At 64.0% G+C, this 23,292-nt stretch carries 26 protein-coding genes and 1 tRNA gene; 13 read left to right on the top strand and 14 right to left on the bottom strand.

What is annotated here, in order from left to right; all coding sequences use genetic code 11:
• Positions 1-68: 68 nt before the first annotated feature.
• Positions 69-896 carry a cytochrome c oxidase subunit II gene (locus BN69_RS12155; protein ID WP_014891914.1) on the bottom strand — a complete coding sequence of 276 codons (828 nt, stop codon included), beginning with the start codon at positions 894-896 and terminating at the stop codon, positions 69-71.
• A gap of 250 nt (positions 897-1,146) precedes the next feature.
• Positions 1,147-1,881, bottom strand: coding sequence for an invasion associated locus B family protein (locus tag BN69_RS12150; RefSeq protein ID WP_014891913.1), 735 nt, complete (start codon positions 1,879-1,881; stop codon positions 1,147-1,149).
• A gap of 367 nt (positions 1,882-2,248) precedes the next feature.
• Between BN69_RS12150 and BN69_RS12145 the strand changes: the two genes are divergently transcribed.
• From BN69_RS12145 to BN69_RS20095, 6 genes are all read left to right on the top strand, one after another.
• Entirely contained in the window at positions 2,249-4,078 is a 1,830-nt protein-coding gene (locus tag BN69_RS12145) for an extracellular solute-binding protein (protein WP_014891912.1), read from the top strand.
• Between the two features lie 176 nt (positions 4,079-4,254).
• Positions 4,255-5,247, top strand: a complete 993-nt coding sequence (locus BN69_RS12140; protein ID WP_014891911.1) for an SPFH domain-containing protein — start codon at positions 4,255-4,257, stop codon at positions 5,245-5,247.
• Positions 5,248-5,712 (top strand): NfeD family protein, encoded by a 465-nt coding sequence (locus BN69_RS12135; protein ID WP_014891910.1) that lies wholly within the window; start codon positions 5,248-5,250, stop codon positions 5,710-5,712.
• A gap of 111 nt (positions 5,713-5,823) precedes the next feature.
• Positions 5,824-6,084: a type II toxin-antitoxin system ParD family antitoxin gene (locus tag BN69_RS12130; protein ID WP_014891909.1), complete on the top strand. Its 261-nt coding sequence runs from the start codon at positions 5,824-5,826 to the stop codon at positions 6,082-6,084.
• A gap of 4 nt (positions 6,085-6,088) precedes the next feature.
• Positions 6,089-6,391, top strand: a complete 303-nt coding sequence (locus tag BN69_RS12125; protein WP_014891908.1) for a type II toxin-antitoxin system RelE/ParE family toxin — start codon at positions 6,089-6,091, stop codon at positions 6,389-6,391.
• Positions 6,321-6,767 carry a recombinase family protein gene (locus BN69_RS20095; protein ID WP_371212349.1) on the top strand — a complete coding sequence of 149 codons (447 nt, stop codon included), beginning with the start codon at positions 6,321-6,323 and terminating at the stop codon, positions 6,765-6,767. Before BN69_RS12125 ends, BN69_RS20095 begins: the two co-directional genes overlap by 71 nt.
• Here BN69_RS20095 and BN69_RS12120 read toward each other — a convergent pair.
• The 3 genes from BN69_RS12120 to BN69_RS12110 form a co-directional block, all read right to left on the bottom strand.
• Positions 6,705-8,795 carry an AAA family ATPase gene (locus BN69_RS12120; protein ID WP_014891907.1) on the bottom strand — a complete coding sequence of 697 codons (2,091 nt, stop codon included), beginning with the start codon at positions 8,793-8,795 and terminating at the stop codon, positions 6,705-6,707. The two genes, BN69_RS20095 and BN69_RS12120, sit on opposite strands and share 63 nt — an antisense overlap.
• Before the next feature lie 123 nt (positions 8,796-8,918).
• Positions 8,919-9,434, bottom strand: coding sequence for a GNAT family N-acetyltransferase (locus BN69_RS12115; RefSeq protein ID WP_014891906.1), 516 nt, complete (start codon positions 9,432-9,434; stop codon positions 8,919-8,921).
• Positions 9,435-9,437: 3 nt separating this feature from the next.
• Positions 9,438-9,701 carry a type II toxin-antitoxin system TacA family antitoxin gene (locus BN69_RS12110; protein WP_014891905.1) on the bottom strand — a complete coding sequence of 88 codons (264 nt, stop codon included), beginning with the start codon at positions 9,699-9,701 and terminating at the stop codon, positions 9,438-9,440.
• Between the two features lie 244 nt (positions 9,702-9,945).
• Between BN69_RS12110 and mutL the strand changes: the two genes are divergently transcribed.
• From mutL to BN69_RS18525, 5 genes are all read left to right on the top strand, one after another.
• Positions 9,946-11,724 carry a DNA mismatch repair endonuclease MutL gene (gene mutL, locus BN69_RS12105; RefSeq protein WP_014891904.1) on the top strand — a complete coding sequence of 593 codons (1,779 nt, stop codon included), beginning with the start codon at positions 9,946-9,948 and terminating at the stop codon, positions 11,722-11,724.
• 69 nt (positions 11,725-11,793) lie between these two features.
• Positions 11,794-12,321: a peptide-methionine (R)-S-oxide reductase MsrB gene (gene msrB, locus BN69_RS12100; protein WP_371212348.1), complete on the top strand. Its 528-nt coding sequence runs from the start codon at positions 11,794-11,796 to the stop codon at positions 12,319-12,321.
• Between the two features lie 10 nt (positions 12,322-12,331).
• Positions 12,332-13,006 (top strand): peptide-methionine (S)-S-oxide reductase MsrA, encoded by a 675-nt coding sequence (gene msrA, locus BN69_RS12095; RefSeq protein ID WP_014891902.1) that lies wholly within the window; start codon positions 12,332-12,334, stop codon positions 13,004-13,006.
• A gap of 232 nt (positions 13,007-13,238) precedes the next feature.
• Positions 13,239-13,490: a carboxymuconolactone decarboxylase family protein gene (locus BN69_RS12090; RefSeq protein WP_014891901.1), complete on the top strand. Its 252-nt coding sequence runs from the start codon at positions 13,239-13,241 to the stop codon at positions 13,488-13,490.
• Positions 13,474-14,007 (top strand): RNA polymerase sigma factor, encoded by a 534-nt coding sequence (locus tag BN69_RS18525; RefSeq protein ID WP_256364782.1) that lies wholly within the window; start codon positions 13,474-13,476, stop codon positions 14,005-14,007. The genes BN69_RS12090 and BN69_RS18525 overlap by 17 nt, the downstream gene beginning before the upstream one ends.
• Positions 14,008-14,270: 263 nt before the next feature.
• On the opposite strand, the gene BN69_RS12080 is transcribed toward BN69_RS18525, so the two are convergent.
• A tRNA-Ser gene (locus BN69_RS12080) sits at positions 14,271-14,360 on the bottom strand.
• Between the two features lie 244 nt (positions 14,361-14,604).
• On the opposite strand from BN69_RS12080, the gene BN69_RS12075 reads away from it, so the two are divergent.
• A complete protein-coding gene (locus BN69_RS12075; protein ID WP_014891899.1) occupies positions 14,605-14,841 on the top strand; it encodes an antitoxin in 237 nt (78 codons plus the stop codon).
• Between the two features lie 4 nt (positions 14,842-14,845).
• Positions 14,846-15,235, top strand: a complete 390-nt coding sequence (locus BN69_RS12070; RefSeq protein ID WP_014891898.1) for a PIN domain-containing protein — start codon at positions 14,846-14,848, stop codon at positions 15,233-15,235.
• 6 nt (positions 15,236-15,241) lie between these two features.
• On the opposite strand, the gene prfB is transcribed toward BN69_RS12070, so the two are convergent.
• The 8 genes from prfB to BN69_RS19970 all read right to left on the bottom strand — a co-directional run bounded on the left by prfB (position 15,242) and on the right by BN69_RS19970 (position 23,214).
• Positions 15,242-16,370 (bottom strand): peptide chain release factor 2 gene (prfB, locus tag BN69_RS12065; protein ID WP_148277109.1). Its coding sequence is split into 2 segments (ribosomal slippage): positions 15,242-16,300 and positions 16,302-16,370, totalling 1,128 coding nucleotides; the frame shifts between segments, so codons are not numbered across the junction.
• 98 nt (positions 16,371-16,468) lie between these two features.
• On the bottom strand, positions 16,469-17,560 hold the full coding sequence (locus BN69_RS12060) for a CorA family divalent cation transporter (protein WP_014891896.1): 1,092 nt from the start codon (positions 17,558-17,560) through the stop codon (positions 16,469-16,471).
• A gap of 67 nt (positions 17,561-17,627) precedes the next feature.
• The gene (locus BN69_RS12055) at positions 17,628-19,124 is read right to left on the bottom strand and encodes a pyridoxal phosphate-dependent decarboxylase family protein (RefSeq protein ID WP_014891895.1); all 1,497 of its coding nucleotides are present in this window, start codon (positions 19,122-19,124) and stop codon (positions 17,628-17,630) included.
• A 118-nt stretch (positions 19,125-19,242) separates the two neighbouring features.
• Complete coding sequence (locus BN69_RS12050) at positions 19,243-19,950, bottom strand: fumarylacetoacetate hydrolase family protein (RefSeq protein ID WP_014891894.1); 708 nt, start codon at positions 19,948-19,950, stop codon at positions 19,243-19,245.
• Between the two features lie 27 nt (positions 19,951-19,977).
• Positions 19,978-20,949, bottom strand: coding sequence for an Hsp33 family molecular chaperone (locus BN69_RS12045; protein WP_014891893.1), 972 nt, complete (start codon positions 20,947-20,949; stop codon positions 19,978-19,980).
• Positions 20,949-21,893 carry an ornithine carbamoyltransferase gene (argF, locus tag BN69_RS12040; protein WP_014891892.1) on the bottom strand — a complete coding sequence of 315 codons (945 nt, stop codon included), beginning with the start codon at positions 21,891-21,893 and terminating at the stop codon, positions 20,949-20,951. The genes BN69_RS12045 and argF overlap by 1 nt, the downstream gene beginning before the upstream one ends.
• Positions 21,893-23,089, bottom strand: a complete 1,197-nt coding sequence (locus tag BN69_RS12035) for an aspartate aminotransferase family protein (protein WP_014891891.1) — start codon at positions 23,087-23,089, stop codon at positions 21,893-21,895. Before BN69_RS12035 ends, argF begins: the two co-directional genes overlap by 1 nt.
• Positions 23,086-23,214: a hypothetical protein gene (locus BN69_RS19970; protein ID WP_256364781.1), complete on the bottom strand. Its 129-nt coding sequence runs from the start codon at positions 23,212-23,214 to the stop codon at positions 23,086-23,088. The genes BN69_RS12035 and BN69_RS19970 overlap by 4 nt, the downstream gene beginning before the upstream one ends.
• Positions 23,215-23,292: the final 78 nt, after the last annotated feature.

Raw genomic sequence — 23,292 nt, 5'->3', positions numbered from 1 at the left:
GCCCCGTCGCAGCGGCGCTCGATCAGCGGCGATGAATGTCAAAGCGGCGCAACTCGCATCGGTGAGCGTCATTGAGCAGAGGCCCGCTTGTCTTGGCCTGCGGCGCTCTTGCGCGACTGCTCGAACGTCTGCTGCGCCGTGCGCCAGGTCTCGAAGTCAGCCTCCGACTCTATGACCATCTTGCCGCGCATCTGCGGATGCCCCGTGCCGCAATAGGCGGCGCAGAGTATCTCATATTCGCCGATCTTGGTCGGCGTGAACCAAAAATATGTGACGATGCCCGGCACGAGGTCCATCTTCGCCCTGATCTCGGGGACATAGAAGTCATGTAGGACGTCGATCGATCTCAGCAGGAGCTTGACCGGTTTGCCGAGCGGCAGGTGCAGCTCCCCGCTTGAGATCAGCAGATCATCCTGTCCCTTCGGATCGGCCGGGCTCAGACCCATCGAATTGGTTGAATCGATGTAGCGCACATCGCTCGAGCCGAGCTGGGCGTCGGCGCCCGGCAGGCGGAAGCTCCAGTTCCACTGGACTCCCACCGCTTCGACCTCCATCGCGTCCTTAGGCACGGTGATGAACTGGCCCCAGACAAGCAGGCCGGGCGCGAGGAGTATGATGACGGCGACCGTCGTGACGATGCCGAGCCAGGCTTCGAGCTTCTGATTCTCCGGCTCATAGGCGGCGCGCCGGCCCGGCACATGGCGAAAGCGATAGAGGCAATAGGCCATAAACAGGATGACGGCGACGAAACCGGCCCCCGTCACCAGGAAGGTCAGCCCCATCGTGTCGTCGATGAAGCCCCAGTTCGACGCGATCGGCGTCGCCCGCCAGGGACTCAACACGTGAAACAGGATCGAACCGGCGACGACCAGGACCATGGCGATGGCGATAGACATGCGTGCTTTGACCTCGCCGGTGGTTGCGATCGATAGGGCCGGACGGCCTATATAGACCGGCTAATCGCCGCGCGTCAAAGTGACGCTGTCGTTACGCGCGACTCGTCGGGCGTTCAGCGAATCTCCCGGAAAACCAGGGGCCGGAACGGCGGCGCTGCGCCGCGCGCGGTTCGCGCCCAAGGCCATGCCCTTAAAAAAAACCCGCGCGGGAGCGTCCCGCGCGGGCGTTCGTCTCGGGCTCGTTACAAACTTATTTCTTCGTGGCGGCCGGCGCGGGCTTCGGCGCGGGCGCGGTGGCGGCGCCCTTCTGAGCCTCGAGCTTCTTGCGCTCCTCCTCGGCCTTTTTCTGCAGTTCTTCCTGCAGCTTCTTTTGCTGCTCTTCGAGGACCTTCGGGTCGACGGCGGGGCCGTCGAAGGCTTTGCCGAAATTGGCGAGCGGCAGATAGAAGGTGACTTCGCCGTTCGCCTGATTCTTGACGACCACCGTCATCTTCTCGGCCTTCTTCATACCGTCGACGACCGCCTTCTTGACCTTCGCTTCGGCGAAGCAGCCATTGGGGAAGCAGATTTCGAACGCGCCGCTTTCCGGCGCTCCCTTGTCGATCGCAAAGCGGAAGCCGGGTTTCAGCATGAGGCCCGGCGGCAGCAGCAGGCGGATGATCTTCTGATCGTCGCCCTTGGGATCGTAAATCGCGAGCGCGAGCAGCGGCTGGGGCGCCTCGCCCTCCTTCGCCGACACGCCGAAGTCGCGCGTCGTGTAGCACATTTCCTTTTTGGTCTGCGGATCGGCGCCGCACACCTTGGTCCAGTCCGGCTGGACAGCGACGAGTTCGGCGGCGATCGGGCCCTGAGGCTGCTGCTGCTGCTGTTGTTGCTGCGGCGCTGCGCCGCCCGCGGGCGCCTGCTGAGCCAATGCGCCGCCGCCGACGAACAGCAACGCTCCCGCAAGGGCGATCGCGCAAGAACGCGAGATATGGGTCGACATCGGAAGTTCCTTTCGATTGTCCTGCTGGCCGGCGCTCTCCGGCTCCGGATAGTTTCAAGATCGCGTCATAACGGGAGCCGCCTTCGCGCCACAGCGCCATGGAACTAGACCAGCCCGTGTTCCAGCGCGATCGCGAGACGCCGACGAGGCGACGGCATCGCTCTTACATGGTCGCGGCAGTAAATTCCAGCCGGACGGAGCGCTCAATGCTTGGAGTCGGCGCTTTTTGCCCACAACTATCTCAAAAAAATGACCGAAAACTTAAGCGCGACTCGCTTCTTGCGACAGGACGTTGGATTATGGTCCGCCGATGAAGATTCACCCGATTCCTGCAAGACGCCCCGCCAGCGGCGGCGGCGAACAGCCAATGCGGGGGCGCCGCGCGCTCAGCTTCGCCCTCTCGCTCCTTATCGCCGCGCCCGCTTCGGGCGCCGCGCCGCCTCCCCGGGCGGCCGAAGCGCCCTGCCCGACGCATGGGATCGCCATGCACGGCGCGCCTGCTTTACCGAGCGATTTCCATCACTTCCCTTACGCCGAGCCGGGCGCGAACAAGGGCGGCAAACTTCGCGTCGGCCTCGCCGGCACCTTCGACAGCCTCAACCCGTTCAATCTCAAGTCGGGAACCGCCGCGCAGGGCCTTGTCGGCAATGTTTTCCAAAGCCTGATGGCCCGCTCGCAGGACGAGCCTTTCACCCTCTATGGGCTGATCGCGCGCTCGATCGACGTCGATCCGGCGCGTTCGCAGGTGACCTTCCATCTCGACCCGCGCGCGCGCTTTTCCGACGGCAAGCCGATCACCGCGGAAGACGTGCTGTTCTCCTTCGATCTCTTGAAGACGAAGGGCCGGCCGCAGCAGCGCATCGCCTATGGGCTGGTCAAATCGATCGACGCGCCCGACGCGCACACCGTCCACTACGACCTCTCAGGCGTCGGCGACCGGGAGCTGCCGCTCATCCTCGCGATCATGCCGGTGCTGCCCAAACACGCGACCGACGTCGAACGCTTTTCCGAAGCGACGCTCGCCAAGCCCGTCGGCTCCGGCCCCTATGTGATCGCCGACGCGCAAGTCGGCGCCCGCCTGCTGCTGCGCCGCAATGAGGATTATTGGGGCGCCGACCTGCCGAGCCAGCGCGGATTCTACAATTTCGACGAGATCGACATTCAATATTTCCGCGACGGCAACTCCCTGTTCGAGGCCTTCAAGGCGGGCCTGCTCGACTATCGCGACGAAACCAGCACGACGCGCTGGGCGAGCGGCTACGACTTCCCGGCGCTCGCCGACGGACGCGTGGTGAAGGAGACGCTCAAGAACGAAAACCCCAAAGGCATGGAAGGGTTCGTCTTCAATACGCGCCGTCCCCTGTTCAAGGACATCCGCCTGCGCGAAGCGCTTGGCATGATGTTCGACTTCGAGTGGGTCAACGCCAATCTCTACGCCGGCCTCTACACCCGCACCAAAAGCTTCTTCGACGAATCCGAATTGTCCTCCTCCGGCCGCCCGGCCTCCGCCGGGGAGCGCGCTTTGCTGGCGCCGTTTCCGGGCGCCGTGCGCGACGACATTCTGGAAGGCCGCTGGCGACCGCCGGTCAATGACGGCTCCGGCCGCGACCGCGAGATGGCCAAGCGCGCGCTCGATCTGCTCGAGAGCGCCGGCTACCGCATCGAAAACGGCGTGTTGCGCAAGGACGACGAGCCCGTCGCCTTCGAGATCATGGTCAAGGACCGCAATCAGGAGCGGCTTGCGCTCAACTACGCCGGCTCGCTGCAGCGCATCGGCGTCGACGCCCGCGTGCGCCTCGTCGACGAGGTGCAATATCAGCGCCGCCGCCAGAAGTTTGATTTCGACATGATGCTCGGCCAATGGATCGCCTCGGCGTCGCCGGGCAATGAGCAGCGCATGCGCTGGGGGTCGTCGAGCGCAAACCAGGAAGCCTCCTTCAATCTGGCCGGCGCCGCTTCGCCCGCGATCGATGCGCTCATCGCCGCCCTGCTGGCCGCGACAAGCCACGACGATTTCATCACCGCCGTTCGCGCCTATGACCGCGTGCTGCTGTCCGGCTTCTACGTCGTGCCGCTGTTTCATGCGTCCGATCAATGGCTGGCGCATTCGACCGACATCGCGCGCCCGGCGCGACTGCCGCGCTATGCATCGCCGATGTTCGGTCCGACGCTCGAAAGCTGGTGGAGACAGCGCTGAGCATCGAACACATGCGCCGGCGCACGCCTTCAGCGTGTCTGGCGCGCTAGATCTCGACCGGCGCCCAGGGCGCGCCTTCGCGGGAAGGCCGCCCCCATGCGCCATGAATAGGAGCGCCCGTGTCTCTGTCGCTCGATGACATTCTCTCAACGCGCCTATCGCGGAGGGTTCATTCCATGGGTTTCGCACTTTTTATCGTCGGCGCCGCCGCCATCGGCCTCTTGATCATCGACCGATCCTTCAACCTCGGCCTGCCGATCGGCCTCTTCCAAAATCCGCTGTTCTGGTTCGCCTATGTCGCGCTGCTGGCGCTGTCGACGATGGTGCGCTTCGTGCGCCAGCAGACCGTGCTCGTCATCGAGCGGCTGGGCCGCTACAACCGATCGCTGACCGCCGGCGTCAATTTCGTCTGGCCGATCGTCGAGCGGGTGGCCTACACTTTCGATCTGCGCGAACAGGTGATCGACGTGCCGGAGCAGGACGCGATCACCAAGGACAACGCCACCGTCACCATCGACGGCGTTCTCTATTACAAGATCGTCAACGCCAAGGACGCGGCCTATGGCGCGCAGGACATCCGCCGCGCCATCATCAATCTGGCGCAGACCTCGATGCGCTCGGCGATCGGCTCGATGGAGCTCGACAAGACCTTCGAGAACCGAAGCGAGATCAACGAGCGGGTCGTGCGCGCCGTCTCCGACGCCGCCCAGCTCTGGGGCGCGCATGTCACGCGCTATGAGATCAAGGACATCGCCATGCCCGAATCGCTGCGCCAGTCGATGGAGCGGCAGATGAAGGCCGAGCGCGACAAGCGGGCGACGGTGCTCGAATCGGAAGGCGTGAAACAGTCCGAGATCAACCGCGCCGACGGCGAGAAACAGGCGGCGATTCTGCGCGCCGAAGGCCAGGCGAAGGCCATCGAACTGGTGCGCACGCAAATCACCCAGCAGGGCGGCGATCAGGCGGTGCAGCTCGAAGTCGCCAAAAGCGCCATCGAGCAATATGGCCGCCTCGCCAAGGCCGGCAATTCCCTGGTGCTGATGGGCGACGGCGCCGACCCCGCCGGCTGGATCGCCAAGGCGATGGCGGTGCTCAAGGCCGTCAACGCCAGCCCCGCGTCGAGCGACGCGCAGCAGCGCCGCGCGCAGCCCTGGCGGGAAACGGAATAGATGGAGACCGCCTTTCTCTATGATCCCGCCAATGCGAGCCTGATCGCCGGCCTCATCCTGCTCGGACTCGACATTGTGGTGATCGGCCTCTCGCCGGTGATGTTCGTCGCGGTCGGGGCGCTGCTGACCAGCGCGGTTCTCTACGCCACCGGCTGGCGCCCGCCGCTCGTCGAAACCGCGGCGATCGTCGCCGGCGCCAGTCTCTTGATCGCCATCGTCGGCAGGAAGCCGCTGCAGCGGTTTCAAAACGCCGACATCGAAGAAGATAAGAGCAGCGATCTGATCGGGCGCGAACTGACGACGACGCATGAGGTGACGAAGACGCATGGCGTCGTCTTCTGGTCCGGCGTCGAATGGCAGGCGCGACTTGCGCAAGAGTCGCCGGTCGAGAGCCTCGCGCCCGGCGCCAGGGCGCGAATCGTGGCGGTGGAGAATTTGGCGCTGGTGCTGGCGCCGCTCGCGTGAGGTTTGGCGGCTTGACGAAATTTGCGGATCTGACGCCTCTAGATGCCTAATATTAGCAAAATTTGCTATTTCGCGGTATTTTGTCGTTAGGCGCACCCAAGAGGCATCCCAATGAATATGAACGTGTCCTTGACCGACGAGCTGGCGGAATTCGTCAAGGCGAAGGTCGCGGGCGGGCGCTACAGCTCATCGAGCGAGGTTGTCCGCGAAGCGCTGCGGATGATGGAGAAGGCCGAGCGGCAGGAGGCTGAAAAACTGCGGCTCCTGCGGGAAGCCTGGCGGCAGGGCGTTGACAGCGGCGACGTCGGCGAGCTGGACTTTTCCGAATTGAAGAAGGAAGCGCGCGCGCGCCAAGCCGCCGCAAAAGACTGATCGCGTGGCCAAACTCCATTACACGCGCCGCGCGCGCGAAGACCTCTTGGATATCTGGCTTTACATTGCTGCAAGGAATAGCGAGGCGATTGCCGACGCGATCTATGACCGCATCGAGGAAGGTTGCGCCCATCTCGCACGGCATCCGCACATCGGACAGGCGCGTCCGGAGATTGCGCCCGACGCGCGGGTATGGGTGATCGAGCGTTGGCTGGCGTTTTACCGTCTCACCGAATATGGCGCACAGATCGTGCGAATCATCGACGGCGCGCGCGATCTTGCCGCAATCGAATGGACGCCGGAATAAAGGCGGCTTGCCGCGCGCCGTATCGGGAAAGCAGAAGCCGAAATCCGCTCGCTCGCAAGCCGCATGGGCGGACACGACAACCCCGCACGGGCGGCTTATGCTCACCGTCTTTCTCGCCGAGTTCGAGCGCGAATTCATCCGCGCGCGCACCAGCGAAGGGGGCAGCCGCGCCAAGGCGCGGGTTGTGAAGCTGGGGCGCAAACCGAACCTCACCGACGATCAGAAGAACGAAGCCATCCGCCGACAAAGGCTCGGAAACGCTTGCGGAAATTGGCCTCGGCTAAAATGTGAGCGGCTGGACGATTGCGCGGCTTTAGCTTCCGTCAGAAGCCAGGAGCTTCTCGAAAAGTTTCTTCCAATTATCCAAAACGCCTGAAAACTTGTCCAACCCGACCGCGAGGGCTCGCTTCTTGACCTCTCGCGCAACGTCCACTTTCCAGCCCTCTTGCAATGTGATTCCTTGACTTGCCGCCCATGCTTCAATCTGAGGGACAATAGGCTTTCCCTTTTCCACTACGTCTGCAAACGGCGTATCGGAACGGCGCTCCCAACGGTCGATTACATCAGCCAAAAATTCAGGAGGGAACAAGTCTTCGATTTCGGAATCTTCAAAACCCACAAAGCTGTCTGTCAACATTATGTGGTCTTTCGCTTTTTGATAGAACCCATTCTGTAGATCCGTTGCCATCTTTTTTCCGGCTTCGTCACCATCTAGAAGCATAAATGGAAGAACTTCATCCCGACCACTCAGAATGCTAGCAACCACCTTGGCGTTTCTTGCTCCATGAGAGGGTGGGAAAACAATTTCGCGTTTTGGGCTTATTTTTTTCGTCCGTATCAGGAGCATCTTGATTGTCGCAAGATAATGTTGGTCAGACGGCCCCTCGACAATCACGGGGTGACATCCATAAAGAATGCTCTCCGCAACGTTCATGTTGAGGGCCGAGTAGATAGCGTAAGTCGCGCCGGACTTTCGTGGGTCTTCGTTACCCCGCCGGAGGTCGGCAGAAGCTTTCGTAGAGCCGTCACCCGCCACAAACACCTTACGCGCTCGGTCCAACATGTCCGCGTCCACTAGGAAAGGGGAATGCGTCGTATAGAGAATTTGGTTTGTTGCGGAGAGATTTTCAAAAAAAGCGGACAAATCACGTTGTGCTAGGGGATGCAGGGACAAGCCCGGCTCATCGAGCAACAAAATTGCGTTTTCGTGATCTTTGCGGCTCTCAACCAAAAACACGAGATAGAAGCTCAGAAACCATTGAAGGCCCGTGCTCCTGTCTTCGAGCTCAACTTTCTCAGGACGGCGAGCGTCACTAACCCAAATGCGGAAATGGTTGCCGTCAGCTTGAAACTCGAATGTGTAGTCGCCTTGCTTCCACCAGTCCTTGAATCTTTTTGTCAGGTCGGTGCCAGCGGAATTTAGCAGGATGGTGCGTTCCCGCTTCTTCTCAGCGATAGCCTCGATTTCAGCAGGAGTTGGCTGTCTGCCTTGTGCATCGCTGAAATCTCTGCCGAGTTCTAAAATTTCTTGGGGCTTCAAGCGAACAAAGCTAAACAGCACCCGAAGTGTTCGGGCTTTAGCAGCTTCGCGTGCACCAAGGTCGGTTCGCTTGAGATTATCAACGACGTGAGGAAGATAAATCTCGGAATCTAAATTCCCGTAGTTGGAGTAATAGACAAAGCGGGGAATACGCTCGATTACATAGTCAAGAACACCTTCGACATCCGAGGGAGCGGGAGCGTTAATTTTTTCCGCAATTTCAGCTAATTCCTCAGCAAGACGAGCGTAGCGGGGAACAATAGTGCTCGTTGAGGCTGGGCTCGACGGATTTGACTTCTTTAGGATGCTGAGGAGCTCTGCAATTTCAGCAGCTCCGATTTCATCAACTATTATCTCTGCATTCAGCGTCGCCAGTGCCTTGAGCAGCTCTGGCTTGGTGGCAGCTTCCTTCGCAAGCGGCTGCATCCCCTCTATCTCGGATATTGCTCCCTCAATTAAGCTTCGTATGTCAGAGGCTTTACGCGACCGCACCTGTTGGTGCTTTGGAAACGAAATAGAATATTCCTCATCGAAATTACGAGAGACACGAACAATATCTAACGCTTCCTTCGGCGCTCCTGACATTTTTGCGAGGTCACTAGCTAGCTCACTGCAATCAAATTCGGCGGTGATGAACTGGAATTCGGAGGGATTAGCGCGAACCGCTCCATAATTAGCTTTTGGGTAATCCGACGTGGGCTTCAGCTCCCCCTCTTGTGCGGGGTTTAGTTTCCACAATGGCAGCAAAAGGTTTGTCTTGCCGGACTCGTTCACGCCAACGAGGGCGGTTACTCCGTCAGTTTCAATCCACCCGCTATCGACGACAGAACGAAAATTTTTGACCTGAAATCCTGTTAGCCGCATCGATGATTCCCCTCATAGGAAAGCGACAAAAGGTTACACAGTCGGCAAAAAGAATGCCACGGCAAAAACTCTAGCTTTCACAATATCTGAAATACAATTGCTGCATTGCCAGCAATTAAGCAACTATGATTTGTTGCTGAAATTCGCCCGCAAGTCCGCCATGCGGACAATCATCGCGCGGCGCGGGTCGAAGGGCAGCTCCTGAAATCCCCATCGCGCATAGAAGCCCCTCACGCCGTCATCGAGCGGGTGCGTAATCACGCCCATGCTCCCGACGCTTTCGGAAACCCGTAGCGCGGTCTTCAGGGCGTAGTGCAGCAGGTCGACGGCATAGCCTCTGTCCTGACAGGCCTTATCGACCGCGAGCCGGCCGAGCAGCAGGACGGGCACGGGGTCAGGGCGGTTGCGTTGCTGAGGCTTGGGCAGATAGGCACGCTCGATTTGCGCGGCGCTCAGGGCGACATAGCCGACGACGCGCCCGCTCGTCGCATCCGCGATCACGCTCACGCGCGACATGTCGCTGGCGTGGTTCGCCCATGCATGGCGCCGAAACCAGCTATTGAGGGATTCCCGCCCGCAGTCGAATTGGCTGCGGTCGTCGCTTTCAGCGAGCGGACGGGGCGGCGTGACCGCCGCCATGCGCTAGCCTTTCCAGGACGGGGCGCGGCGCGCGAGTTCCGCAAGCGCAGGAACCGCCTCCGCAGGGCGGCCAATCCATGCTTCGAACGCCGCCCAGTCTTTGGCCGGAATGGTGATGTTGGAGCGATTGAGAACCTCTGCTTCCGCCGCCTCGATCGAGCGACGCCGCATGAATTCGCTCAAGGTGGTGTGCGATTGCGCCGCCGCTTCTTCCAGAAGAGCGCGCTCCTCGGCGGAAACCCGAACGCTTAGGACAGAGCTGCTCAAGGGCTGTTCTCTCATCTGTATGACACTAGCATACATAAAGTAGGGTTCAATTGAGTCTTAATGGGTTACGCGAAGAAATTTCCGCTCCGGCGCCCTGTCGTGAACCGAATCCGCCGCCGAACGCGGGGGGCTCGTCATTTCGGCTTCCATCACTGTTGTGCGCTCCGCCCCTAAGCGTCGCTCATAGCGATTGTTCCGCCAAAACCGCTATAATCCTGACCCCTGGCCCGCTGAGCCGATTCACATGCCCGTTCGCCGTCTCGATCCCATTCTCGTCGACCGCATCGCCGCCGGCGAAGTGGTCGAGCGGCCGGCGTCCGCCGTCAAGGAGCTCGTCGAGAATGCGCTTGACGCCGGCGCGACGCGCATCGACGTCGCGATCGAAGCGGGCGGCAAAAGGCTGATCCGGGTCATCGACGACGGATGCGGCATGGACGAACGCGACCTCGCGCTCGCCATCGAGCGCCATGCGACCTCGAAAATCCCCGACGGCGATCTGACCGCGATCGCGACGCTCGGCTTTCGCGGCGAGGCGCTGCCGTCGATCGCGGCGGTGGCGGATCTGTCGATCGACACCCGGGCGACGGGCGCCCCGCACGGCTGTTCAATCCGTATCGACGCCGGCGAAAAGCGCGGACTCTGCGCCTCGAACTGGCCGCGCGGCACCAAGATTGAAGCGCGCACGCTGTTCGCCGCGACGCCGGCGCGGCTCAAATTTTTAAAGACCGAGCGCACCGAAACCGCGGCGATCGTCGATGTCGTCAAGCGACTCGCCATGGCCCATCCGCGGGCGCGGTTCTCGCTGTCCGCCGACAGCGGCGCGCTCTTCGACTATCCGCCCTGCGGCGACGATTCGGCGCGGCGCATCTTCCAGATCCTTGGCGAAGAATTCGCCGCCAATGCGTTTCGGCTCGAAGCGGAACGCGACGGCGTGCGCCTTTCGGGCCTTGCCGGCCTGCCGACCTACAGTCGCGGCAACGTCCAGCTGCAATATGTCTATGTCAATGGCAGGCCGGTGCGCGACAAGCTCTTCGCCGGCGCCATTCGCGCCGCCTATCTCGATTTTCTGAGCGCCGACCGCCATCCCGTCGCCGCGCTCTTCATCGACTGCGATCCGCGCAGCGTCGACGTCAATGTCCATCCGGCGAAGGCGGAAGTGCGCTTCGCCGATCCGGGCCTCGTGCGCGGCCTCGTCGTCGGCGCGTTGAAGCAGGCGCTTGCCGAAAAGAGCGGCCGTAGCGCCAACACGGGCGCCCGCGCGGCGATCGACGCTTTGGCGCGCGGCGATGGCGCCCAATATCGCGCGCCGGCGCCGGCGAACTGGAGCCTGCCGCGCTCGCCTTACGCGCCTTCCGGCTTCGAAGATCAGCCGCAGGCCGCTTTTGACGCCGGCGCGCCGATGGCCGATTCGCGCGCGCATGATTCGCCGGCGCAAGAGGCCGAGTCGCCGCTCGGCGCGGCGCGCGCGCAGCTGCACGAAACCTATATCATCGCCCAGACGCAGGACGGTCTCGTCATCGTCGACCAGCATGCGGCGCATGAGCGCATCGTCTATGAGAAGCTCAAGCGCCAGCGCGAGGAGGCCGGCGTCGCACGTCAGATGCTGCTGATCCCCGCCGTCGTCGAACTCGACGAGTCGCGCATGAACGCGCTTGCGCCGGCGCTGGACGAACTTGCGGCGCTCGGTCTGGCGCTTGAGCCTTTCGGCCCCGGCGCCATGTTGGTGCGCGAGACCCCGGCGCTGCTCGGCGAGGTCGACTGCAAGCGTCTCGTGGAGGACGTCGCCGATCTCTTGGCGGAAGAAGGCGACGCGCGCGGGCTGTCGCGCAGGCTCGATCATGTGCTCGCGACCTGCGCCTGCCATCATTCCGTGCGGGCCGGCAGGCGGCTGTCGGCGCCCGAGATGAATGCGCTGCTGCGCGAAATGGAGGCGACGCCCGGCGCCGGCCAATGCAATCACGGCCGGCCCACCTATATTGAGCTGAAGCTCGCCGACATCGAAAAGCTCTTCGGACGCCGGTGAAGGATCGCTGGCGCGGCGTAACTTTTTCCGGACTGCGGCCGAATAGCAGTCGGAACGCAGGAGTCGATCGTGAATCGTCGCAGCCTTATGTCTGGCGCCTTTTTTCTGGCCTTCGCTCGAAACGCGCATGCCGCCGCCGAATCGGTCGAGATCGAAACATTCGACTTGAACGGCGGGAGCGCTGGACGTTCGCGCCTGGAAAAAATCGTCAGGACCGAGGCGCAGTGGCGCGCGCAGCTCTCGCCGCTCGCTTTTGAGGTGACCCGCAAGGACGGAACGGAACGCGCCTTCACCGGACCCAACTGGGACAATCACGCCGACGGTCTTTATCGATGCGTCTGCTGCGATACGGCGCTGTTCGACTCAAAGACGAAATATGACTCCGGCACAGGCTGGCCGAGCTTCTTTGCGCCCATTTCCAAGGCGAATGTCGTTGAAAGCGCCGACATGTCGTTCGGCATGAGGCGCGTCGCGGTCTCCTGCAAACGCTGCGACGCCCATCTCGGCCATGTCTTCACCGACGGACCAAAGCCGACGGGGCTGCGCTATTGCATCAACGGCGTGGCGCTGCGTTTCGTCGGTCGCGGACAAGCGTAGGAAATTCCTCATGAGGCGCGCCGCTGTTCTCATCGCCGTTCTGACGATTCTTGCGCCGCTGCATGCCGGCGCCGCCGAACGCGCCATCGTCTTGCCGGCGCCCGCCTACGATCCCCCGGCCGCGAGCGGCGGCGAACAGAAGCTCGTCGTCGCCGGCGGCTGTTTTTGGGGCGTGCAGGGCGTGTTTCAGCGCGTCAAGGGCGTCTCGCGCGCCGTGTCCGGCTATGCCGGCGGCGCCAAGGAGACGGCGCGCTACGACAGGGTTGCGCAGGGCGACACGGGCCATGCGGAAGCGGTTGAAATCACGTATGATCCGAAGACCGTGAGCCTTGGAGAACTGCTGCGCGTCTACTTCTCGGTCGCGCATGATCCGACGCAGCTTAACCGCCAGGGCCCTGACGCAGGCGCGCAATATCGTTCAACGATTTTCGTCGCGAACGCCGAGCAGGAGAAGACTGCGCGCGATTATGTTGCGCAGCTGTCTGATTCAAAGGCCTTCTCGGCGCCGATCGTCACGACGCTCGAACCGCTCAGGGCGTTCTACCCGGCGGAGGCCTATCATCAGGACTATCTCCTTCGCCATCCCGCGCAGCCGTACATCGTCTACAATGACCTGCCGAAGATCGACGATCTCAAGCGCCTCTTCCCATCGCTCTATCGCGATCGTCCGGCGCTGACCAACTGATCTCTCAGGGTGTCGACCCTACAGTGTCAGAATAGTCGCCATCAACTCCGAAGTGACATGTCTATCGATAGCGGATGTTACCTCGCGCGAGGGTATGCGTTGATGATGCAGGAAAGCCGGTAGTGCTGGTCGCGAGGCGCTCATTCGCGGACGAAGCTGCGGAGAAGCCGTAACGAAACGCTACCCGCCTTCGTCCAAGGGAGCGATAGACCTTAGCGAAAGGAGTCCCCCCATGGACGAGCGTATGAAGGAATTGTTCGCCATTGGAGCATCGGCGGCGGTGAACTGTCACCCCTGCATCGAACACCACCTTGCCGAATGCGACCGCCTCGGCATCGACCGTGCACAGGTGAAGGCGGCGGCGGAGGTCGGCCTGATGGTCAACCGCGGCGCGGCGGCCAAGACCCGCGACAAGCTCGACGCCCTGCTGGGCAAGGCCGAGAGCCGGACGGGCGGAGCCAGTAGCTGTGGCTGTAGCTCCTGAGCAATTCGCCGCGCACCGAACGATGGTGCGCGGAGTCCTCCTCCGTTTCGTGCGGGACGAGGCGCTGGCCGATGATCTGGTCCAGGAGGCCTTGTTGCGGGCGATCCGCGCCCACGCCGGCCTGCGGGGCCAGGCGGCCCCCGCCACTTGGCTCACTGCAATCGCCCTCAATCTCGCGCGCGATCATTTCCGCGCGGCCAAACGGGCTCCGCCATCAACCCTGATCGACGAGGCTGAAGACCTGCCGGCTTCCGATAGGCCCGAGGATGACATTCTACGGGCCGAAATGTCCGGCTGCATCCTCGGCCAGGTGGAGCGGCTGCCGAAACGGCAGCGCGAGGCCGTCCTGCTGCACTATTTCGCCGGCCTCGGCCTTCGCGAAATGGCGGCGAGCTTGGGAGTGTCGGAGGGCAACGCCCGCGTCATACTCCATCGCGGCCTGACCGCCCTGCGCACAAGCCTCGGCCGTGAATGCATCCTTGATTTCGGCGACGATATCCCATGCGAACGCCGGTAAGCGCTTCAGCGCTATGTTGAAGGATGGCCGGGTCTTTCCAGTCCTGCCGATCGATCGGTCGTCGACATATTCGCGCTGACTACGTCGGCGGCCGCCGGCGCGTCTAAGTCGCGCCGGACCTCAATCTTCTCGACGAATCTTTGCGCTGGGCGCCATTCGAGCGCGCTTTCACCCTATGCCGCCATTCGCGGATGCTCAACTATAGCGGCCGACTCATCCACGACGAGTTTCGAGCCGCCAGCCACGCTCGAGGACAGCGCCATTGGCGGAGAGGGAGGGATTTGAACCCCCGATACGGTTGCCCGTATGCCGCATTTCGAGTGCGGTGCTTTCAACCACTCAGCCACCTCTCCGCAACGCACGCGTGGCGCGCCGCAGATAACACGCGCTTGCCCGAGGGATCAAGCGCCGCGCGCCATGCGCGCGCACGCAGTTAAATGCGTCGGCCCGCCGCATCAAGCGCTGCGCCGTTTCAAAAATCGCCGTGACCGCGGCCTGGTCGCGGGGTCGGACGGGCCCCAATTCCGTGGCGGCCGCTCGGTGAATAATGTATATACTCAGATTGACAGAACATGCCGTGCTTGGCAGACTGACGTCATGAGCTCCACCCGCATTTTCAAATCCGGCAACAGTCTTGCGGTAAGAATTCCGCGTGGAATCGCTTTCGACGAGGGCGCCGAAGTCGTCGTCCGACGCCAAGGCGGAAGTCTCGTGGTGTCGCCGGCGCGGCTCACGATGTCGGAACTCGTCGCGCGGCTGAAAGCCGCGCCGCCGCCGGCCTCGGTCGCCCGACCCGAATTCAAGGCGCCCAAGCGGCTGTTCGACGTCCGCTAGCGCGATGGCGCGCTACCTCCTCGACACAAATATCCTCATCGCCGCGGCGCTGGGACTTCCCGGCGTGCTCGATCGGCTCGCCGCGCTGGAGGTCGGCGACGTGGCGGTCTCGGCGATCAGTCTCGCCGAAACGCGCGCCGCCGCAGCCGCCGAACATAACGGACGGCTCGCGGAGAATATTGCGCTGCTCGCCGAGAATCTGGATGTCCTGCCCTTCGACCGCGGCGCCGCCGACGCCTATGGCGCGCTGCTGCGCAAACTCGACCCGAAGCGCCGCCGCGCGCTGGATCGAATGATCGCCGCGCAGGCGCTCGATCTCCGGCTCACGCTGGTCGCGGCGAACAGCGAGGATTTCGACGATATCCCCGGCCTGACGGTTGAGAAATGGGCGTGAGCGCCGCTACTCGACGTCCTCGACGCTCTCTGGACCGCCGTATATGCGCTGGGCGAGAGAGGCCTGCATGAAATCGTCGAGTTCGCCGTCGAGAACGTCGGAAGGCGTGCCGGACGTGAAGCCGGAGCGCAGATCCTTCACCAGCTGATACGGCTGCAGCACATAGCTGCGGATCTGATGGCCCCAGCCGATCTCCGTCTTCGACGCCGCAACCTTGTTGGCTTCGGCCTCGCGCTTTTCGAGCTCCAGCTCGTAGAGCCGCGCGCGCAGCATGTTCCAGGCGGTGGCGCGGTTCTTGTGCTGCGAGCGTTCCGCCTGACACGCCACGACGATGCCGGTAGGAATATGGGTGATGCGGATCGCCGAATCGGTCGTATTGACGTGCTGGCCGCCGGCGCCTGACGATCTATACGTGTCTATACGACAGTCGGATTCATTGACGTTTACTTCGATGCGGTCGTCGACCACCGGATAGACCCAGACCGAGGCGAAGCTGGTGTGGCGGCGGGCGTTGGAGTCGAATGGCGAAATCCGCACCAGCCGATGCACGCCGGACTCGGTCTTCGCCCAGCCATGGGCGTTATGGCCCTTGACGAGCAGCGTGCCCGACTTGATGCCGGCCTCTTCGCCCGGCGTCTCCTCGATCACCTCGACCTGGAATTTGTGGCGCTCGCCCCAGCGGGCGTACATGCGAAACAGCATGCGCGCCCAATCCTGACTCTCGGTGCCGCCGGCGCCGGAATGAACCTCGATATAGGTGTCATTGGCGTCGGCTTCGCCGGCGAACAGCGCCTCGGTCCGGCGCGCGCGCGCCTGCTTCAGGATGCTCTTGAGCGCCTCGACGCCTTCCTTTTCGGTCGCCGCGTCGCCTTCGGCTTCGCCGAGTTCGACGAGCGTCAGCGCGTCGTCGAGCTCGCGTTCGAGGCTCGACAGCGCGCCCATCTGCTCTTCGAGCTGGGTGCGTTCGCGCATCATTTTTTGGGCGGCTTCGGGGTCGTTCCAGAGCGCGGGATCTTCCGCGCGGACGTTCAGTTCGGCGAGGCGCCGTTGCGCGGCGTCGACGTCAAAGATGCCTCCTCAGCAGTCCGATGGACTGCTCGATGTCGGCTTTCAGCGCAAGCGGTTCGGCGCGCATGGTTTTCCCAGGTTTCACTCGGCGGGCGGTCTCGCCCTGTCGGCGCGGAAACTAGGGGGCGCGCACACGCCTGTAAACCCCGCCACTCGACGCCGACGTCAAAAACTCCTGTCGGCCGGCCGGTCGTCCCGACGCTCCGGCGCGGCCGACCGCGGGTCCTCGCTCTCGGGCGCGCCGGCGAGTCCCCAGCGGCGCATCAGAAAAAGCGCCGTCGCCGAGGCGAGCACGCAAAGGATCGTCGCGTAGAACGTGCCGTTGTCGTCTTCCGAAAAGAGCAGGTTCCTGGTGTTCATGCCGAAAAAACCGGTGACGAAGGTCGCCGGCAGCAGCAGCATCGTGGTCAAGGTCAAGACATACAGCCGGTCATTGGTCTCAAGGCTCAGCAGCGCGTTGAGCTCGTCCTGCAGGAGACGGGCGCGCTCCTGAAGGCTCGTGACGTCCTGCGTCAGCGCGGCAGCGTGTTGAACCAGCCGCGCCGCGGCGTCGCGCAGATCATTGTCGCGCTGTTCGTCGGCCTCCTCCTCGATCGTTTCGAGGCGCGCCACCGTCGACGACAGGCCGCTGATCTGGCGGGCCAGACGCACCGCGTCGCGCCGCGCGGCGCTGAGCGCCGGCCGCGCCTGGCGGCCGCGCTGATCGATGATGCGATCCTCGACGCGATCGAAGGCGGCGCCGAGTTCGGCCGCCTTGCGCGCCAGCCCGTCGATCAGCGCATCCGTCAGCAATTCGAACAGATGGATCGGCGAGGTGAGACGCGCGCCGCGATCGATGGCGATGCGCGTCGCCTCGACGCTGTCCATCGGCAGCCGTCGCGCGCTGATGAAAAAGCTTGCGCCGGCGGCGAAGCGGACATAGTCGGTGCGCGAGGTCGGGCCGCCGAGATCGCGCTCATAGTCGAGCAGCGCGCCGCTGACCAACCCTTCTGAATATTCAAGGTGCTGGTGGTCGACGGGGTCGCACAGCGAATCGCGGGCGTCTTCGGAAAGCGCCGCGATGCGCGCCAGCAGCGGGCGCGAGCGCACGTCGGCGAGATCCATGTGCAGCCACAAAAATCCCTCGCGCGGCGCGCCGATGTTTTCGAAGTCTTCGGCCGTTCCGGGCGCGGCTTCGCCGGCGCCGTCGAACCGCACGAACCAGAGACATCCGGGAATGGCGGCGCGCGGCGGCTGTGCGAGGCGGTCTGGGATCATGGCGGCGCTCACGGGAAGGGTCGAAAAGAGAGCCCGGCGAAATATGACAGGCTCACGACAAGCGGCGTCAATCTTCGGAGAGCCGGGTCTTGCCCGGCCCGTGCGGTTCGATCAGCGCGCCGAAATCATGCGGCTCCTTGCGGGCGCGGCGTAGCGCCGCGTCGAGAAACTCGGTGAAGGCGTCGATGTCGCGTTCTTCGGTCCGGTGGTTGATGATCGCGGCGCGGATCGCCGGAATCCCGTCGAGGATCGTCAGCGACGGCGCCGCCTCGCCGCGCTCATGCAGCTCCATGACGATTTCGCGCGCCAGCGACCCGTCCTCATCGTCCTTGACGCCGAAGCAGACGATGTTGAGCGTCACCGGCGCGCGCAGCGCGAAGGCGTCCGATTGCGCGATCCACGCCTCGAGCCGCTTCGCCATGCGGCAGGTCTGCTCGATGCATTGGCCCAAACGCTTGGCGCCGAAGGTTTCGATGGTGAACCAGGCTTTGAGCGCGCGAAAGCTGCGCGACAGGTCGGGGCCGAGATCGCAGGGCCAGGTGTCGCCCGCCGCGAGGCCGCGCGGCGCGCGCGTCAGATAGGCCGCGTTCGCCGCGAAGGCGCGCTTATGGGCTTCCTTGTCGCGAACCAGAAAAAAGCCGGCGTCATAAGGGACATGCAGCCATTTATGAAAGTCGAAGGCGACGCTGTCGGCCCGCTCCAGCCCTTTGACGAGCGGCTTCAGCGCCGGCGAGAGCGCCGCCAGCGCGCCGAAGGCTCCATCGACATGGAACCATAAATCCTCGGTGTGCGCGACGTCGGCGAGCCGGTCGAGCGGATCGATGGCGCCAGTGTCGACCGTGCCCGCCGTGCCGACGATCAGAAACGGCCTGAACCCCGCCGCGCGGTCGGCGGCGATGGCGCGGCGAAGATCGCGCACCTTCATCGCGCGCCGCTCGTCCGAAGGAATGAGGCGCAGATGCCGCGCGCCGAGGCCCGCCAGCTCCATCGCCTGGCGCACGCAATTATGCGCCTCTCGCGACGCATAGGCGATGAGCTGGCCCGGAAGCGCGCAGAGCCCGTTAAGCCGAACGTCCTTGTCGCCATAGGCCTGGTCGCGCGCGACGAGCAGGCACAGGAAGTTGGCGATCGAGGTGCCGGTGACGAAAACGCCGCTCGCGTCGGGCGGAAAGCCGAAAGCCTGCGCCATCCAGGCGGCGATCTGGCGCTCGACGTCGATGGCGATGTGATTGCGTCCGCCGCAGTTGGAGTTCATGCCCGCGGCGAGCATTTCGGCGATCATGCCGGCCGGCGTGCCCGCGCCCTGCGCCCAGCCCATGAACATCGGATGGGTGTTGCCGGTCGCGAAGGGCTTGATGTAGCGGTCGAAATCCTCGAGCACGGCGGAGAGGTCGCGGCCCTCTTGCGGCAGGTCGCGTTTGAAGCGCGCCCGCGCTTCTTCGCTTGGCTCGGTCCAGACGGGGCGCTCGCGGATGTCGCGCAGATAGTCGAGCATCATGTCGAGCGCGCGATGGCTCTCGGCGCGAAAGTCGTCCCAGTTTTCGGGGTCGAGATTGACCGGCATGTCTAGAGCCTCGCGCGCCGGCGGCTCAGTGGAGGCGCAACCACGGTTGCGCAAGATCGCGCGAAGGCGTTTCACGCCTGTGCAAATAGCCGGGTTTCCCTGCTTGGCGCAACCTCGGTTATTTTCCGATGCTTACGGCCACGGAGCCGACATGTTCCACCTCGCCGTCGACAATGTCCCCGGGAAGGAGCGGTCCAACGCCCGAGGGCGTGCCGGTGAAGATGAGGTCGCCGGGCGCAAGCGTGACATTTCGCGACAGCGCCGCGATGATGTCCGGCACGCTCCAGATAAGATCGCCAAGGTCGCCCGCCTGTCGCAGCGCGCCATTGACGCAGAGCGCGATGCGCCCCCGCGTCGGATGGCCGATGGCGGCGACGGGGCTGATCGCGCCGATGGGCGCCGAATGGTCGAAGCCTTTGGACATGTCCCACGGCCGCCCGGCGCCGCGCGCCGCGGCTTGCAGGTCGCGCCGGGTCAGGTCGATGCCCGCGGCATAGCCGAAGACGCAGTCGAGCGCCCGCTCGGCGGGAATATCGGCGCCCCCCTTGCCCAGCGCCGCAACCAATTCGATCTCGTGGTGAAGATTATGCGTCAGCGTCGGATAGGGAATCGTCGCGCCGCTCTCGACCACCGCGTCGGCGGGCTTGGAGAAGAACGCCGGCGGCTCCGCGTCCGCGCCCTCGGCAGGGTCCTTTCCCATTTCCCGGGCGTGCGCGGCGTAGTTCAGCGCAATGCAGAAGATCCGCCGCACGGGAAATCGCCGCGCATCCTGCGCGATGGCGACGCTTGGGAAGGGCGGCGGCGGAAAGATAAACTCAGCGGACATTCTATCGGCTTTGCGCTTGGCGGCTGATCAGTCGAAATCGGTCGGGTCGAAGCTGCGCAGCGTGCCGCAGAATTCGCAGGTGACGCCGATGCGGCCGTCGTCGCCGATCATATCGCTGCGCTCTTGCGGCGAGAAGCTCCTCAACAGCTTGTCGATGCGCTCGCTCGAACAGCGGCAGAATTCCTCGAGCGCGCGTTCGGTGAAAACCTTGACGCCCCGCTCATGGAAAAGGCGATAGAGCAGGCGCTCGCCCGAAAGCGCCGGATCGACAAGCTCGTGGTCCTCGAGCGTGGCGGCGAGCGCCTGGCCCTCGGTCCAATGATCGCTGTCGTTCTCGGAAGGCTCCTCCGCGCCCTCAGGCGCGTCGCCGGGCGGAAGATCGCGGGCGCGCGCCCCGCCGGGCGGCAAATATTGCAGCAGCAGTCCGCCGGCGCGCCAGCCGGCGCCCTGCGGCGTGACGATTTCGGCGACGGCGAGTCTGACGAAGGACGGGATCTGCTCCGATTGTCGGAAATAAATATGCGCGACCTCGGCGAGGCTCTCGCCCTCCAGCGGCACGACGCCCTGGTAGCGCGCGGCGTCTTCCTCGCGTTCGATGGTGAGCGCCAGATGACCGCGTCCGAACAGCGCCGCCGGCGAGGCGTCGCGCATTTGCGCGACCCGCTCGGCGTCGAAACGGGCGAAGCCGCGCAGCTTCCCCGGCGCGTCATAGTCGACGACGAGCATGTCGACCGGGCCGTCGCTGCGCGTCTGCAGCTGAAAGCGGCCGTGCGATTCCAAAATCGAGCCGAGCAGCGCGGCGAGCGCCACCGCTTCGCCGAGCAGGCGCGCGACCTGCGGCGGATAGGCGTAATGATTGAGGATGGAATCGACCGTCGGGCCGAGACGCACGACGCGGCCGCGCAGGTCGAGCGCTTCTACGGCGAAGGGCAGCACCCGGTCATCCTCGGAATGGAGCGCGACTGGCCGGCTCGGCGCCGAGCCCCCGTCTGGCGCCATTAGAATTGCCCCGGCGCGAGACACCAGCACAGCACGCCTTTTTGGGCGTGAAGGCGGTTCTCGGCTTCGTCGAAGACCACCGACTGCGGTCCGTCGATGACTTCCGCGGTGACTTCCTCGCCGCGATGCGCCGGCAGGCAATGCATGAAGATGGCGTGCTTGGCGGCCGCGCGCATCAGTTTCGAGTCGACCTGATAGGGCGCGAGCGCCGCGCGGCGCTGGTCCTCGTCCGCGTCGCCCATCGACACCCAGCAGTCCGTGATGACGGCGTCGGCGCCGGCCACCGCCTCATAGGCGTCGCGCGTCAGATTGATCTTCGCGCCATTGGTTTTCGCCCAGCCCATCAGTTCTTCCGAGGGCGCGAAGTTCGCCGGCGTCGCCACATTGATCGTGAAGCCCAGGCGGCCAGCGGCGTGCACCCAGCTCGTGAGCACATTGTTGGCGTCGCCGCTCCAGGCCACGATGCGCCCTTCGATTGGTCCGAGATGCTCCTCGAAGGTCAGCACGTCCGCCATCACCTGACAGGGATGCGACTGTTTGGTGAGGCCATTGATGACCGGCAGATTGCCGAAGCGCGCCAGCTCCATGAGATCGGGGTGCGACAGAATGCGGACCATGATCGCGTCGAGAAACCGCGAGAGCACGCGCGCCGTGTCGGCGATCGTCTCGCCGCGGCCAAGCTGCATTTCGGCGCCGGTGAGCATGATCGTCTCGCCGCCCAGTTCGCGCATCGCGATGTCGAAGGAGACGCGCGTGCGGGTCGAGGGCTTGTCGAACACCATGCCGAGATATTTGCCGGCGAGCGGTCGTTCGGTCGGCGCGACGCCTTTGACGCGGCGCGCCTTGAGCGACGTCGCGAGATTGAGAATGCGGCGCAGCTCTTCGCCGGAGTGATCGGAAAGATCGAGAAAGCTGCGCGGCCGCGTCAGCGAATGGGCGGTCATCACGCGGCTCCGAGCTTTTCAACGGGCGCGGCGAGCCGGGCGCATGCGGCGAAAAGGCGCGACGACGCCGCCGCGACGTCGCTCTCGTCGATGACGAGCGGCGGCAAAAGACGCACGACATTGTCGCCGGCGAGCACCGTCAACAGGCCTTCGGCGCGGGCGGCGGCGGCGAAGTCGCCGTTCGGTATCCGCGTCTTGAGGCCGAACATCAGCCCTTCGCCGCGGATTTCTTCGATGAGCGACGGATAGCGGTCCTCGAGCTCCGCCAGCCGCTGGCGCAACAGCGCGCCAAGCTGCGCGACGCGCGCCAGGAAGCCCTCCGCGAGCACGACGTCGAGAACGGCGCCGCCCACCGACGTCGCCAGCGGATTGCCGCCGAAGGTGGAGCCGTGCGCGCCGAGCGTCATGCCTTTGGCGGACTCGCGCGTCGCGAGGCACGCGCCGATCGGAAATCCGCCCCCCAGCCCCTTGGCGAGCGCCGCGATATCGGGCGCGACGCCGGCATGTTCGCAGGCGAGGAACTTGCCGGTGCGGCCGACGCCGCATTGGACTTCATCGAACGCCAGCAGCAGCCCGCGCGCGTCGCACAGCGCCCGCAGCTGCGCAAGGAACGCCGGCGAAAAGACGCGCAGCCCCCCTTCTCCCTGAATCGGTTCGAGCAGGACGCCCGCGGTTTCTTGCGTGATCGCCGCCTCGACGGCGTCGAAATCGCCGAAAGGAACCTGATCGAAGCCCTCGACGGGCGGCCCGAACCCATCAAGATATTTCGCATTGCCGCCTGCGGCGATCGTCGCGAGCGTGCGGCCATGGAAGGCGCCTTCGAAAGTGATCAGCCGATAGCGTTCCGGCTGCCCGTTGACCGCGTGAAATTTACGCGCGGTCTTGATCGCGCACTCCACCGCTTCCGCGCCGGAATTGGTGAAAAAGACCAGATCGGCGAATGTGGCGTCGCAGAGCCGCTCGGCGAGCCGCTCGGCTTGCGGGATGCGGAAGAGATTGGAGACATGCCACGGTTCTTCCGCCGCGCGCTTCAAGGTCTCGACGAGGCGCGGGTGATTGTGGCCGAGCGACAGTACGGCGACGCCCGCGCTGAAATCGAGATAGCGGTCGCCGTTTTCCGCAGTCAACCACGCGCCTTCGCCATGTTTGAACGCAAGATCGGCGCGCGGATAGGTCGGATAAAGCGCTGACGTCAAAAGCCCTGCTCCATGCTCCCGTCGCTGGCTTTAGCCAGAGGAAGCTCGAAAAACAAAGCGCCGCCCTTTTCGGGCGGCAGTTCAGAGCGGATTTTAAGCGCGCCGCCCGACGCGGTCAAATCCATGGCGCGGTTCGATCATTCGCGTCAAAGCGGCGGGCGCGGCTGCGCAAGGGTGAGTCCTGCGAGCAACAGTCTCGCCGA

The organism is Methylocystis sp. SC2 (genome assembly GCF_000304315.1).
In the GTDB taxonomy this organism is placed as follows: Bacteria; Pseudomonadota; Alphaproteobacteria; order Rhizobiales; family Beijerinckiaceae; genus Methylocystis.
Note: the sequence above shows the minus strand (reverse complement) of the source record. Positions and strands in the feature narration are given on the sequence as shown.